Genomic DNA, 13,726 nt, shown 5'->3' on the forward strand with positions numbered 1-13,726 from the left:
CCGGCCCAGTGACCGGGCCGGTACCCGGCTCGACGATCGGGAGCGCACCGCAGACGTACGGAAGGCGTCCCCCTGATGACGAGCACCGAACCGCAGCGCCCCACCGCCGGGGCCGGCTCCCAGCAGCCAGGCAACCAGTTCCTGAAGGGGCCGTTCGCCCCGGTCGACCAGGAGATCACCGTTCATGACCTGAAGGTGACGGGCACGATCCCGGCCGAGCTGAACGGCCGCCTGCTGAGGGTCGGCCCCAATCCGATCGACCCCGAGGACCCGGTGACGTACAACTGGTTCTCCGGCAACGGCATGGTGCACGGGGTCCGGCTCCGGGACGGCCGTGCCGAGTGGTACCGCAATCGCTTTGTACGCGACGACCAGGTCACCGCCAGCCGCGGCTGGCCGAAGACCCCCGGCCCGGAGGCCCCCGCCCCGGGCCCCGCCTATGTGGTGCGGCAGACGGCCAACACCAACGTCCTCTCCCAGGGCGGCCACACGTTCGCGTTCATGGAGGGCGGACAGCTCCCCTATGAGTTGACGTACGAGCTGGAGACGATCGCCCGCACCAACTTCGAGAACACGTGGAACGGCGCCTGGACCGGTCACCCGCACCGCGACGCCACCACCGGCGAACTGCACGGTGTGGCCTACCGCTGGGACTGGAACTTCGCCCAGTACGTGGTGCTGGACATCGCCGGCCGGGTCCGCAGGACGGTGGACGTGCCGCTCGAAGGCCGTCCGATCATCCACGACATGGCGCTCAGCTCGCGCTACTGCGTCTTCTACAACGGCCCCGTCCAGGCCCATCCGGGCATGCTGGAGAAGGGCTACGACTTCCCCTACGCGTGGGACTTCGACCACCGTCCGGCCTGGGCCCTGCTGCCCCGGGAGGGCAGCGCCGACCAGGTCGTGTGGTGCGAGACGGAACCGGCCGCCGTCTTCCACATCCTCGGCGCCTTCGACCTGCCGGACGGACGGGTCGCGGTCGACGTGTGCAGCAACGAGCGTCTCTTCCACACCGACCCCACCGGTCCCACAGACACACCGTCCCGACTGGACCGCTACTTCCTCGACCCGGCCACCGGTCGCTGCACGGTCAGGCGGCTCGACGACACCCCGCAGGAGATGCCCCGCCTGGACGAGCGGCTCATCGGTGTGGGTGAACACCGCTACGGCTACTTCTCCTCGCGCGCCAAGAACGCCGACAGTGCCCTGCTCAAACAGGACCTGCTGCGCGGCACCTCCGAGTCGTACACCTACGGACCCGGCCGCTTCGGCATGGAGGCCGTCTTCGTGCCGCGGACCGCCGACTCGGCGGAGGACGACGGCTGGCTGATGACCTACGTCTCCGACCTCGCCAACGGCAACGCCGAGGTCCTGATCCTGCACTCCCAGGACCTGTCGGGCGGCCCGGTCGCCCGCATCCACATCCCGCAGCGCGTACCGCTGGGCTTCCACGGCAACTGGGTGCCCGACGAGGACCTGGAGGGCAAGTGACCACCCGTCATGAGGCGGTCATCCGGAGCACGCCCGCCGAGGTGACCCCGGAGCTGATCCAGGGCATGTGGGCATTGTTCGCGCGAGACCACCGGGAACGCGGCTACGAGGCACCGGTGGTCGTCACCGACGAGTCGTACGGCACTCATCCGAGGCAGCGGCTCGACGTCCATCGGGCGTTCGAGCCGCCGGCCGGCGCGCCGGTGCTGCTGTTCGCGCCCGGCGGCGGCTTCGTCGCCGGGGACAAGGACACCGCCGGTTTCCCGTTCTACCGCCATATCGGCCGCTGGGCGGCGGACCGCGGGCTCGTCGCCGTGACCATGAACTACCGGCTCGCCCCGGAGCACCGATGGCCCGCCGGGGCGCAGGACGTCGCCGACGCGGTGGCCTGGGTGCGGGCGAACATCGCGGAGCACGGGGGCGATCCGGAGCGGATCGTGCTCGTCGGGCACTCTGCGGGAGCCGCCCACGTGGCCGGATACCTGGCCTGCCACGGCGGTACGCGACCCCGGGTGGCCGCGGCCGGCCTGCTGTCGGGCATCTACGACCTGCGTGAGCTCCGGCAGAACGAACTGCTGCTCTCCTACTACGGCTCCGATCCCGCCGAACTCCCCGCCCGCGAGGCGCTGCCCGGGCTGCGTGACTGCGCCATCCCGCTGCTGGCCTGTGTGGCCGAGCTCGACCCCCCGGACTTCCATGCCCAGGCCGAGGCGGTACGGGACTTCGTCTCCTCCTTCGTGCACGTCACGGGCCACAACCACATCTCCGAGATCGTCGCCCTCGGCGTCGACGACGCCCCGCTCGGCGAGCCGCTGCTGCGGTTCATCGAGGAATACGCCGTGAGGAGCACCGCATGAGCGCGATCCGCGCATCCGTCCTGGTCGGCGGCGAGGAGGTCACCACCGGGTTCGCGCCGGTGCTCAATCCGGCGCGGATCAGCGAGGTCGTCGGCGAGTTCGCCCTGGGCGGGGCCGGGGAGATCGACCTCGCGGCCCGCGCGGCGGCGTCCGCCTTCCCCGGCTGGGCCGCGCTGAGCCCGGCCGAGCGTGCCGCGTACCTGGTGAAGGCCGCCGACGCGCTGGAGGCCGAGGTTCCCGAGCTGGCCGCGCTGCTCACCCGCGAGGTGGGCAAGGTGCTGCACGAGTCGTACGGCGACGCGGGCGGCGCGCCCCGGCTGCTGCGGTACTTCGCGGGGCTGGCCGAGGACATCGCCGCCGCCGAGGAACCGGCCGAACTCCCTTGGCCGGGCCGCGCGGTGACCCGGCATGTGCCGATGGGCCCGGTCGGGGTCATCGCGCCGTGGAACACCCCGGTGTTCCTGGCGTTCATGTCGATCGGCCCGGCCCTGATGGCGGGCAACCCGGTGATCGTCAAGCCGCCGGAGGAGGCTCCGCTGGCCCTGAGCCGGGCCGTCGCGGTACTCGCCGACGCCCTCCCGTCCGGAGTCGTCGGCCGCGTACCCGGGCTCGGCCCGGACGCGGGTGCCGCGCTGTCCGAACATCCCGCCGTGCGGCGGCTGATGTTCACCGGCTCGGTCGCGACCGGGTCCCGAGTGCTGGCGTCCGCCGCGCCGACCATCAAGAACGTCACGCTCGAACTCGGCGGAAACGACCCGGCGTTGGTTCTGCACGACGCGGTCATCGACGAGACGATGCTCCGCGAGCTGGTCGCCGGCGTGTTCGGCCTCAGCGGGCAGATCTGCTACAACGTCAAGCGGATCTACGTCCACCGCAGCCGCCTCGCCGAATTCACCGACGGGTTCACGGAGTTGGTCTCCCGGATCCGGGTGGGCGAGGGCAGCGACCCCCGGGCCACCATCGGGCCGGTCACCACCCGTGCCCAGTACCACCGCGTGCTCGCCCTGCGCGACGCCACCGCGGCCGCCGGCGCCAAGGTCACCGTCGTCGGCGAGCAGTTGGACCCCGTCGGCTGGAACGAGGGCTACTTCATCCTCCCGAGCGTCGTCACGGACATCGCTCCCGACGCGCCGCTGGTCACCGAGGAGCAGTTCGGGCCCATCGTGCCGATCCTGCCCTTCGACGACGAGGAGGAGGCCGTCCGGCTGGCCAACTCGACCGACTACGGCCTGGCCGCGTCCGTCTGGTCCGCCGACACCGACCGCGCCTGGGCACTGGCCCGCCGCCTGGAGGCCGGGACCGCCTTCGTCAACGTCCACCGCGTAGGCGCCTCGCCGATGTCCGTGCCGTTCGGCGGCATCAAGCACAGCGGCATCGGCCGCACCCACGGCCTGACCTCCGTCCTGGAGTGCATGGAACAGCAGGCCGTGGTCACCTACGACGACCCGTCGCTGCTGCCCGGCACCGACCACTGGAACACCCTGCTGCGCGCCGCGGAAGGAGCCGACGACCATGCCTGACTACGCACGCATCGCCACCGAGGAGGCGTTCGCTCCGCAGGAACTCATCGATCTGTGGCGGGACATGATCAAGCGGAACGACCACGGCGACCCGGGCTTCGACAGCCTGATGGGCTTCTACGTCAACCACCGCAGCGCACGCACCGACTTCATCCTCGAACGCCTCCCCGACCTCGGCGAGCGACGGCTGGCCGACATGGACGCCGCGGGCGTCGACCGCCAGGTCATCTCGCTCACCTCCCCCGGCACGCAGATCCTGCCGCGGTCCGAGGCGGTCGCCATCGCCGAACTCGCCAACAACCGGCTCGCCGAGGCGATCCGCAGCCACCCCGACCGCTTCAGCGGCCTCACCGCCGTCGCCCCACAGGACCCGGAGCACGCCGCCCACGAGATCGAACGCGGCCATCGTGACCTGGGGCTGAAGGGCGTCATCATCAACTCGCACACCCACGGCGAGTACTTGGACGACCCCAAGTTCTGGCCCATCTTCGAGGCGGCCGAGGCCCACGACACCCCGATCTACCTCCACCCCAACACGCCTTCCCCCGCGATGATCGGGCCACTGCTGGAAGCGGGTCTGGACGGCGCGATCTACGGCTTCGCCGTCGAGACCGGCATGCACCTGCTGCGCATCATCACTTCCGGCGTCTTCGACCGCTTCCCACGCCTCAAGATCGTCGTCGGACACCTCGGCGAAGCCCTGCCGTTCTGGCTCTACCGCCTGGACTACATGCACGAGGCCACCGTCCGCGCCAAGCGCTACCCCGTCATCAAGCCCCTCCAGCGCAAGGTCAGCGACTACCTGCGGGAGAACGTCTGGGTCACCACCAGCGGCATGCCCTGGGCCCCCGCGATCATGTTCTGCCGCGAAGTCCTCGGAGCCGGCCGGGTGCTGTACGCCATGGACTACCCGTACCAGTACGCCCCGGACGAGGTCACCGCCCAGGACGACCTCCCGCTCGGCACCGCCGGGCTGAAGGCCTTCTTCCAGACCACCGCCGAGAATCTCTTCCAGCTCCGCTGAGCCCAGAACGCCCAGAGCCCGCACCAATCCCAAGGGACGACATGAAATACACCGTCAGCAGCATGCGCACTCCACCGGAGGGCTACGCATGGAGCCGGTTCGGACAGCCCGAGTACACCGACTGGCTCGACGAGAGCATGTCCTGGAAGGACGCCTGCTACATCGGGGACTGGTCGTTTCTGTGGCAGCACCGGATCACCGGCCCCGACGCGCTCACCATGCTCGGCGACATCACCGTCAACACCCTCGCGAACTTCGCCCTCGGCCAGTCCAAGCACGCCATCCACACCAACCAGGACGGCAAGGTCATCCACGAGGGCATCCTCACCCGCTTCGGCGACGAGGAGTTCATGCTGCACGGCCGCGGTGGCTTCTGGGTCCGCAACTACCTGGGCACGACCGACTACGACGTCAAGGTGGAGCGGGACGACTGGTTCATCCTCCAGGTCTCCGGCCCCAATTCGGTGAAGCTCCTCGAAAAGGTCTCGGGCTCATCGAACCTGCGCGAGACCAAGTTCATGTGGGTCAACTCCCTGAAGATCGCCGACCACGAGCTGTACGCGCTGCGGCAAGGCATGGCCGGGGAAATCGGCTTCGAGCTCCAGGGCCCCATGGCCGCCAAGCAGGACATCTACGACGCCATCCTCGATGCCGGTCAGGAGTTCGGGATCCGCAAGCTCGGTGCCCGCGCCACCATGATCAACCACCTGGAGGCGTGCTTCCCGACCATCGCCACCGACTACATCCCTGCCATCTTCGACGAGGACATGAAGAGCTACCGCGAGTTCTTCACCTCCTCCATGCCGTCCTTCGCGCAGCCGGCCTACATCGCCGGTTCCTACGACGGCGCCGAGATCAGCGACTACTACCGCAGCCCGGTGGAGCTGGGCTGGGCCCGCAACATCAACTTCGACCACGACTTCCTGGGCCGCGAGGCGCTGGAGGCGGAGAAGGCCGCGCCCCGGCGCGTCATGCGGACCCTGGTGTGGAACGGCAACGACGTGGCGGACGTCTTCGCGTCGATGTTCCGACCGGGCGAGCACTACCCGTTCATGGACATGCCCCGTGACCAGCGCGGCTTCATGTGGGCGGACAAGGTCACCGCCGGCGACGACCTCGTTGGGATCGCCACCTCCCGCGGCTACAGCTACTACTACCGGCAAATGCTCTCGCTATGCACTGTCGACGTCGCGCACAGCGAGCCGGGCACCGAGGTCACCGTCCACTGGGGAGAGCCCGGCGGACCGCAGAAGGCGATCCGGGCGACCGTCGCCGCCGCGCCCTACAAGCCCGACCGGCGCCGCGCCGACCTGCACCAAGCGTGACCCCGGAAAGGAACGGCGACCGTCATGTCCACCGCTTTCACTCTGAAGTTCGCCTGCGACGACCGGCCCGGCATCGTCAGCCGGGTCACCACGGGCCTCGCCGCGATCGGCGGCAACATCCAGGAGGCCAGCCACTTCAACGACCAGCTCACCGGCCGGTTCTTCTGCCGACTCGCCTTCACCGTCCCGGCCGGAGTGACCGAAACCACCGTCCGGGAGAACGTCTCCGACGGTCTCACCCAGCTGGCAGCCACTTGGTCGGTGACCGGGGACCGGTCCCGTATGCGGGTCCTCATCATGGCCTCGAAGCTCGATCACTGCCTCGCGGACCTTCTCTACCGGTGGCGTATCGGCGAGTTGCCTATGGATGTGGTCGGCGTGGTGTCCAACCATCCCTGCGAGGTCTACCAGCACATCGACCTGTCCGACGTCCCGTTCCATCACCTGCCGGTGACCAAGGAGAACAAGCCGGAGCAGGAAGCCAAACTGCTCGCGATCGTCGACGAGTACGAGGTCGACCTCGTGGTCCTCGCCCGCTACATGCAGATCCTGTCGGACGAGCTGTCCGCCAGCCTGGCAGGCCGCTGCATCAACATCCACCACTCGTTCCTGCCGGGCTTCAAGGGCGCCAAGCCCTACCACCAGGCGTACGAGCGCGGGGTGAAGCTGATCGGGGCGACAGCGCACTACGTGACCGGCGACCTAGATGAGGGCCCGATCATCGCCCAGGACGTCGAGCCCGTCACCCACCGGGACACGCCCGAGCAACTGGTCCGCAAGGGGCGGGACATCGAGCGGCGCGTGCTGGCCAGGGCTGTCCGCCATCATCTGGAGAGCCAAGTGCTCCTCAACGGACGTACGACCGTGGTTTTTCCGGACTGACGGTTCCGTTGCGGGCGCCGCCTGGCGCAGCGCCCGCAACAGTCCGTCCTGGCCTCCGAGCAACGGCAGCGCGGTGCAGCCGTGCTCCTGGCAGAGGCGGTGGAAGATCTCCTCCGCAGGCCGCTGCTCATGGCCGTCGGCGACGAGCAGCGTTGAGCGACTACGGCCTCCGGCTCGAGTGAGGCGCCCCCAGGGCTTCCGCAACAGCCGATCGGACTCGACACCGGATCGCGTCTGCTGGCCGATCTCACTGATGCCACCGGCCTGACCAGCGCCTTCACCACCGCTCTGCGCAGGCTGCGCCCGCGCGGCACCGGCCACGAGCCGGGCCGGGTCGCGGTCGATCTCGCCGTGATGCTCGCCGACGGCGGCGAGACCATCACCGAGCCGAAGGGCACGCGCGCAAAAGCTGGACTTCGACACGCTGGTGTCTGATCTGCAGGCACAGGCGTTGCGTCTTTCTCAGACGGACTCAGTACACCTTCGACCCATGGTGATCACCATTCCGCGACCGCACAGACAAGGAGATCGCTGAGTCCGCGTTGTGCCTTTGCTACCCGCGCAGCTTGACAGAACTGCCATCAAGATCGATTCCCGTGTCGGAACCGGTCAAGCGCCTTGCGCAGCGCGCGGCGGCCGCGGCTCTGGCCGTACCAGGAACCTCATACGAGCACCGGCGTTTTCACTCTTCAGGGGCCGCTGTCGACGCCACGCCTCGCCAGACGAGTGGCAGCAGTCCTGCCGCCAGGGCGGTCTTGAGCGCGTCGGTGATGAGGAACGGGGTGACTCCCAAAGCGATGGCCTGTTGGGCGCCGAGGTGCAGGTCCATGGCCAGCCACACGGTTCCCGCCAGGTAGATGACTGCATTGCCCAGCGTCATCATCCCGACGGTTCCCAGGATGCCTCGGTCGTTGCCGCGGCGGGCGAGTTCGCCGACGAGGGCGGCGGCGAGGACGAAACCGACGACATAGCCGAAGCTGGGGCCGCCCAGGCCATGGGTGTGGTTGGCGAACCAGGGCACTCCGGCGGCGCTGGTGGCGAGATAGACCAGCATGGCCGCCGCCCCGCGAACGGTACCGAGCGCGGTGCCGACCAGCAGGACCGCGAGGGTCTGCAGGGTGAAGGGCACGGGGCTGAGCGGGGTGTGCAGGGAGACCTGGGCGCAGAGGCCGGTGAGGCCCGCGCCGCCGACGACGAGAAGCGTGTTCCGCAGGAGGGCGGATCCGGGGACTAGGTCGGCAAGGACTCCGGGATGGGCGCTCGGTCGCAGGGAGGCGGTCGTGGTGGTCATGTCGGTACGGGTCCGTTCTCGATGGGGTGGGAGTTCAGGCGGGCAACAGGGTGGTCAGCCCGCCCACACCCTCGACGGTGAGATGCGGGCGCTGCTCCGTCGGCAGAGTGGCGAAGTGGTTCGCCGCGTGGATGCCGGTGGTCACCGCGATGCCGAGAGCCCCGGCACGCCGGGCCATCGCCATCTCCAGTTCCGGGTCGTCTCCGACGACGGCGAGGTGTTGCGGGGCGACGCCCAGTCGGCGCGCGGCGCAGCGCAGGCCGGTGAGTGAGGGCTTGCCCACGACCTGTTCGGTGACGCCCGTGACACTGCTGATCATGGCGCAGATGGCCCGGGACGTGCCCAGTGCTCGACCGTCGGCGCTGGCAAAGAACACCGACTGTGAGCTGCTGTACAGGGTGGCGCCTCCGAAGACGGCGTGGCAGGCGGCTTCCAGGTCGTCCATCGTGAACTCGCGGTACCAGCCGACGAGCACGGCGTCGGCTTCCGGCTTGCCCTTGGGCTCGACGATCTCGATGCCGGCTTGACGAAGCGGCTCCTTCAGGCCGTCGCCGCCGAGCACCAGCGCGCTGCGGTGTCCCATGTCCAGGAAGTGGTCGACGGCGCTGGTCGCCGGAGTGAGCATGGCGTCGTCCGGCAGGTCGAACCCGATGCGGCGCAGCGTCTCGGCGTAGGCCGACGGAGTACGCGTGGTGCCGTTGGTGAAGGTGACCCAGGGCAGGCCGCGGGCGGTGAGGTCGGCCGTGACTTCCAGGGCTCCGGGGAGGGGAGTGAGCCCGTGGTTGCGTCGGTCGCCCAGGACCAGCGTGCCATCCATGTCGAAGACGACGCCCCGCACGGCCCGCAGACGGCCAGTCAGGTCGTCGATCTCATCAGCCGTTTCGGCGGTTACGCAGGCGGCAGCCTCGTCAGACCGGTCGGCGGTCACGGTGCAGCTCCAGTCGGAAGTCGGGCCGGTCGAGAATCAGTTCGGGTGTCGCCGGGCGTGTCCGTAGGCCTTGGAGCAGGTCGAGCACCGGTTTGACGTCGGGGTTGTAGTGCTGTCGGGCCGGACCGGCGGCCACCATGGCGTCCACCTGCTCGGCGGGCATGGTGGCCCGTAGGAGCAGTTCCTCGTCGCTGATGCCGCGCGGGAGGCGCCGGCGCAGTTCTGCGACGGTGGGCGGGGGCGGTTCGGCGGCGAGTTCCTTCGCTCGTGGCCGGCCCAGGATGCGGTCGGCGACCTGCGGGTCCACGGGGGCGGTGGGGCGGCCGAAACTGCCCAGCACGTACCGGATCACCGGGTCGGAGACGTTCTCGTAGCGTTCGGTGCCGATGACGTTGTAGAGGGCCTGGGTGCACACCATCTGCGGGAACGGGGTGACCATGATGGGGTGGCCGAGCTCGGCGCGGACGCGGGTCACCTCCTCGATGACCGCGTCGAAGCGGTCGCTGAAACCGAGTTCGTCGAGCTGCCGGTGCAGGGTGGTCATGACGCCGCCTGCGACCTGGTGACGCATGAACGCGGCGTCGTAGTCCCGGGGGCCACCGACGGGCAGCCCCTCGGCCGCCGCCATGCCGTCGAAGTAGTCGGCGACCACGCCCAGCAGCCGGTCGTCGACGTCCACGGTGTGGCCGATTTCGCGCAGATTGGCCACGACCTGCTGGGCGTTGGGCAGGGACGTGCCGCCCGCAAGAGCCCCGCAGGCCACCTGAAGGGCCTGTACGCCCAGGTCGGCGGCCTTGAGGTAGGTCAGGCCCGGCAGACCGATCGTGCAGTGGGAGTGCAGCTCCAGCGGTGTGCCGACGAGCTTGCCCAGGACTGCCGGGATCAGTGTGGCGGCGCGTTCCGACGTCAGCAGCCCCCCAGGATCCTTGATGTAGACCCGGTCGATGTCCGGGCAGTCGGCCATCTGCGCCGCGAGCGAGGCGTAGTGGGCGTCGTCGTGGACGTCGCTGACAGTGAAGGTCAGTGCTCCGACGATCTCGGTGGCCCCGGCTGCTCGGATCATGCGGGCGGACTCGCGTACGGCGTCCATGTCGTGCATGGGGTCCAGGACGACGTAGCGGGTGACCCCGTTGGCCACCAGCCGGTCGTAGACCAGTTGCATGAACTCGGGGTGGGCGGCCTCCCAGGAGATGAAGCGCAGCCCGGTGCCGATGAACTGCAGAGGGGTGTTGGGCATGGCGCGGTGCGTCAGCCGTATCCGCTCCCATGGGTCCTCGCGGTGGGTGCGCACCGCCATGCCCATGTGGGTGCTGGAGGTGTAGTCGAGGGCGCGGAAGCCGACCCGGTCCAGGACCGGCGCGATCTGGAGGATCTTGCCGGTGTCGAGTCCGGTGGCGCTCCACAGGCTCTGGTTGCCGTCGCGCAGCGACACGTCGACGAGCTGGATGTCAGCCACGGCTGCTCCCTACTGGAAGGTCCCGCAGAAAGCGGGTGAACCAGGCGGTGTCCACGCCGCCCTCGACGAACTCGGTCTGTGCCAGCACCTCTTGGTGCAGCGGGATGTTGGTGCTGACCCCGGCGACGGCACACCGGGCGAGGGCGGCGCGCAGCCGTGCCAGCGCGTCGGCGCGGTCCCGGCCGTGGACGATCAGCTTGGCGAGCAGCGAGTCGTAGTACGGCGGTACGCTCGCGCCCGCCTGGAGGTGTGTGTCGATCCGGATGCCGTCACCGAGTGGCCAGACCGCCTCGGTCACAGTGCCGGGGCTTGGCTGGAAGTCGCGGGCCCAGTCCTCGGCGTTGATCCGGCACTCGATGGCGTGTCCCGTGAAGGACACGTCCGCCTGTCCGAAGGAGAGTGATCGCCCCTCGGCGACGGCGAGTTGCTCCGCGACGAGATCGAGTCCGGTGATGGCCTCGGTGACCGGGTGCTCGACCTGGATGCGGGCGTTCATCTCCAGGAAGTAGAAGGTGCCCCGGTCGACGTCGACCAGGAACTCGACCGTGCCCAGGCCCCGGTACTCCAGATGCTTGCCGAGGGCCACCGCGGCACGGTGCATCTCCTCGCGCAAGGCCGGGTCGAGGGCGGGCGCGGGCGCCTCTTCGATCAGCTTCTGGTAGCGGCGCTGCACGGAGCAGTCGCGGGTGCCGAGGTGGACGACGTTCTCCCCGTCCGCGATGAGCTGGACCTCCACATGCCGCCCGGTGGCGACGAAGCGTTCGAGGTAGACGCGGGGGTCACCGAAGGCGGCGCCCGCCTCGGCGACGGCCAGGTCGACGGTGGCGGACAGGTGCGCCGGATCGTGCACCTGCTTCATGCCCCGGCCGCCGCCCCCGCCGACCGCCTTGATCAGCAGGGGGTAGCCGATCTCCGCGGCAAGCCGGGCCACGTCGGCGGTGTCCTCCAGCGGCCCGCCGGGTACCACTGGCAGCCCGGCCGCCACGGCATGCCGACGGGCCTCCAACTTGTCGCCCACTGCGGCGAGTTGTTCCACCGTGGGGCCGATGAAGACGATGCCGGCCTCGGTGCAGGCCCGGGCCAGCCGCTGGTTCTCGGAGAGGAAGCCGTACCCGGGATGGATGGCGTCGGCGCCGGCGGTTCTCGCTGCCGTGAGGACGGCGTCCACGTCCAGGTAGCTGGCCGAGGGCGGGGCGGGGCCGAGGCGCACCACCCGGTCGGCCAGCCGTGCCGGTACGGAGTCGAGGTCGGCGTCGGAGGCGGCGAGCACCGCCTCGATGCCGAGCCGCCTGCACGTACGGATGATGCGCAGGGCGATCTCACCCCGGTTGGCGATCAGAACGCGTCGCAGGATCACGGCGCCACCCCTGCCGCCTGTGTGTCGATGAACATGAGCACGGCACCCTGCTCGGCGAACTCTCCGTCGCCCAAGACGATTTCGGCCACCGTGCCGGAGGCCTCCGCGTACACGGAGTTCATCAGTTTCATCGTCTCGACGATCCCGACGACCGTGGTCTCGGTGACCTCGTCCCCGATCTCGACGAAGGGGGCCGCGCCGGGTTTCGGCGCCCGGTAGAAGGCACCGGGCAAAGGTGTAAGGACCCCGGTCAGACCCTCGCGGGCGGGCTCAGTCTGCTCGTCCGCAGCTGCCACGCCCTGGACCGCGGGTACTTCACGGCCATCGACCAGCACCGGTTCGGCTGTCGTGCGCGCGGACTGTGTCCACGCGCCGTCGTCGCCACGGCAAAGCGACAGTTCGAACCGACCCGTGCGCAGATGGAGGCGGTCGACCTCCATGCCGTCGATGATCCGCAGGATGTCCTGGACGTCCTCGCCGGTCAGGTTCACTTCGTACTCCCACCGGGGCCGGAGCCCGCGCCGCCGAGCAGCGACAGGACGTGGTCGAACGCCCTGGCCTTCGGCGCGGCCGTCGGGGCCTTCTCGCGGCTCGCCCAGACGGTCTCGGGGCGGCTTTGGAGCAGGTAGATGTTGTGGCCGGGTACGAGGTTGCGGGAGATCGCCCACTCGATGTCCTGGGGTGTTCCGTAGTGGGACTCGACCTGCCGGCCGAGCCGTACGAGTTCGTGGATCTCCTCGTCGGACAGGCAGGGTTCGTCCCGGAGGTATTCCGGTACGTCCTCTTCCAGCACACCGGAGCCGCTGGGGTCCATCCGGTGCTGTCGCAGCTTCGCCGAGACGGTACGGGAGCAGATGTCCCCGGTCACCTTGCTGACCACGTACTTGTCGGGTGTCACGTCACCGCTGACGAGAGCGGACCCCAGGCCCCAGGACGCTTCCAGGGCGACGACCGAGCGGTCCCCGGTGAGCGGGCTGCGGGTGAACATGACACCGGCGCAGCGCGGGTCGATCATGCGCTGGACGACGACGGCCATGGCGAGGTCGTGTTCCGGCAGGCCGAGGCGACGCCGGTAGCTGACCGACTCGACGCTGTAGAGGCTGGCCCAGCAGCGGCGGACGTTCTCGACGAGGGAGTCCTTGCCGCGCACCCACAGGTAGGTGTCCTGGAGGCCGGCGAAGCTGGCGTCCTCCGCGTCTTCGCTGGTGGCGCTGGAGCGTACGGCGACGGGGGCGGGCTCCCCCGGGGTGTCGGACTCGCTGTCCAGGTCGCGGTAGTGGCCGCGGATCGCCGCCGCCACCTCTTCGGGCAGTTCGGCCGCCTCGATGCGCTCCCTGACGGGTGTGACCACGCGGGTGATCGCCTCGGTGTCCTCGGAGTCCAGCGCCTCGATGGCGGTGCGGATCTCGCCGTCCGGGTCGAGGGCGGCGAGGAAGGCCTCGAAGGCCGTGGTGGTGACGACGTAGCCGGGCGGTACGGGCGCGCCGGCGAAGGTGAGTTCACCGAGGCTGGCGCCCTTGCCGCCGACCGTGGGCCGGTCCGACAGCCGCAGTTCCGCGAACCGGCGGACATGGGGTGAGGTGTTCATTGTCGTG

Annotated in this window: 12 protein-coding genes and 1 pseudogene; 7 read left to right on the top strand and 6 right to left on the bottom strand. The window is 69.6% G+C overall.

Features of this window, described 5'->3' with window-relative positions; all coding sequences use genetic code 11:
* Nucleotides 1-75: 75 nt before the first annotated feature.
* From SMA5143A_RS04070 to SMA5143A_RS04100, 7 genes and pseudogenes are all read left to right on the top strand, one after another.
* Nucleotides 76-1,491 (top strand): carotenoid oxygenase family protein, encoded by a 1,416-nt coding sequence (locus SMA5143A_RS04070; RefSeq protein ID WP_107461492.1) that lies wholly within the window; start codon nt 76-78, stop codon nt 1,489-1,491.
* Nucleotides 1,488-2,348, top strand: a complete 861-nt coding sequence (locus tag SMA5143A_RS04075; protein ID WP_107461493.1) for an alpha/beta hydrolase — start codon at nt 1,488-1,490, stop codon at nt 2,346-2,348. Before SMA5143A_RS04070 ends, SMA5143A_RS04075 begins: the two co-directional genes overlap by 4 nt.
* On the top strand, nt 2,345-3,868 hold the full coding sequence (locus SMA5143A_RS04080; protein ID WP_107461494.1) for an aldehyde dehydrogenase family protein: 1,524 nt from the start codon (nt 2,345-2,347) through the stop codon (nt 3,866-3,868). The genes SMA5143A_RS04075 and SMA5143A_RS04080 overlap by 4 nt, the downstream gene beginning before the upstream one ends.
* Complete coding sequence (locus SMA5143A_RS04085) at nt 3,861-4,892, top strand: amidohydrolase family protein (protein WP_107461495.1); 1,032 nt, start codon at nt 3,861-3,863, stop codon at nt 4,890-4,892. The genes SMA5143A_RS04080 and SMA5143A_RS04085 overlap by 8 nt, the downstream gene beginning before the upstream one ends.
* Before the next feature lie 62 nt (nt 4,893-4,954).
* A complete protein-coding gene (locus SMA5143A_RS04090; RefSeq protein ID WP_107461597.1) occupies nt 4,955-6,217 on the top strand; it encodes an aminomethyltransferase family protein in 1,263 nt (420 codons plus the stop codon).
* A gap of 24 nt (nt 6,218-6,241) precedes the next feature.
* Complete coding sequence (purU, locus tag SMA5143A_RS04095) at nt 6,242-7,099, top strand: formyltetrahydrofolate deformylase (RefSeq protein ID WP_107461497.1); 858 nt, start codon at nt 6,242-6,244, stop codon at nt 7,097-7,099.
* Between the two features lie 225 nt (nt 7,100-7,324).
* A pseudogene (locus SMA5143A_RS04100) lies at nt 7,325-7,516 on the top strand (IS1380 family transposase); the annotation flags it as partial.
* 265 nt (nt 7,517-7,781) lie between these two features.
* Here the strand turns inward: SMA5143A_RS04100 and SMA5143A_RS04105 are convergent.
* The 6 genes from SMA5143A_RS04105 to SMA5143A_RS04130 are packed head-to-tail and all read right to left on the bottom strand — an operon-like array spanning nt 7,782 to nt 13,719.
* The gene (locus SMA5143A_RS04105; RefSeq protein ID WP_107461500.1) at nt 7,782-8,390 is read right to left on the bottom strand and encodes a biotin transporter BioY; all 609 of its coding nucleotides are present in this window, start codon (nt 8,388-8,390) and stop codon (nt 7,782-7,784) included.
* A gap of 34 nt (nt 8,391-8,424) precedes the next feature.
* A complete protein-coding gene (locus SMA5143A_RS04110) occupies nt 8,425-9,318 on the bottom strand; it encodes an HAD-IIA family hydrolase (protein ID WP_258193282.1) in 894 nt (297 codons plus the stop codon).
* On the bottom strand, nt 9,299-10,774 hold the full coding sequence (locus tag SMA5143A_RS04115) for a biotin carboxyl carrier protein (RefSeq protein ID WP_107461502.1): 1,476 nt from the start codon (nt 10,772-10,774) through the stop codon (nt 9,299-9,301). Before SMA5143A_RS04115 ends, SMA5143A_RS04110 begins: the two co-directional genes overlap by 20 nt.
* On the bottom strand, nt 10,767-12,131 hold the full coding sequence (locus SMA5143A_RS04120; RefSeq protein ID WP_107461504.1) for an acetyl-CoA carboxylase biotin carboxylase subunit: 1,365 nt from the start codon (nt 12,129-12,131) through the stop codon (nt 10,767-10,769). Before SMA5143A_RS04120 ends, SMA5143A_RS04115 begins: the two co-directional genes overlap by 8 nt.
* Nucleotides 12,128-12,622, bottom strand: coding sequence for an acetyl-CoA carboxylase biotin carboxyl carrier protein (locus SMA5143A_RS04125; RefSeq protein WP_107461506.1), 495 nt, complete (start codon nt 12,620-12,622; stop codon nt 12,128-12,130). Before SMA5143A_RS04125 ends, SMA5143A_RS04120 begins: the two co-directional genes overlap by 4 nt.
* Nucleotides 12,619-13,719: a PEP/pyruvate-binding domain-containing protein gene (locus tag SMA5143A_RS04130; protein ID WP_107461508.1), complete on the bottom strand. Its 1,101-nt coding sequence runs from the start codon at nt 13,717-13,719 to the stop codon at nt 12,619-12,621. Before SMA5143A_RS04130 ends, SMA5143A_RS04125 begins: the two co-directional genes overlap by 4 nt.
* Nucleotides 13,720-13,726: the final 7 nt, after the last annotated feature.

Source organism: Streptomyces sp. MA5143a (assembly GCF_900290235.1).
Classification (GTDB): domain Bacteria; phylum Actinomycetota; class Actinomycetes; order Streptomycetales; family Streptomycetaceae; genus Streptomyces.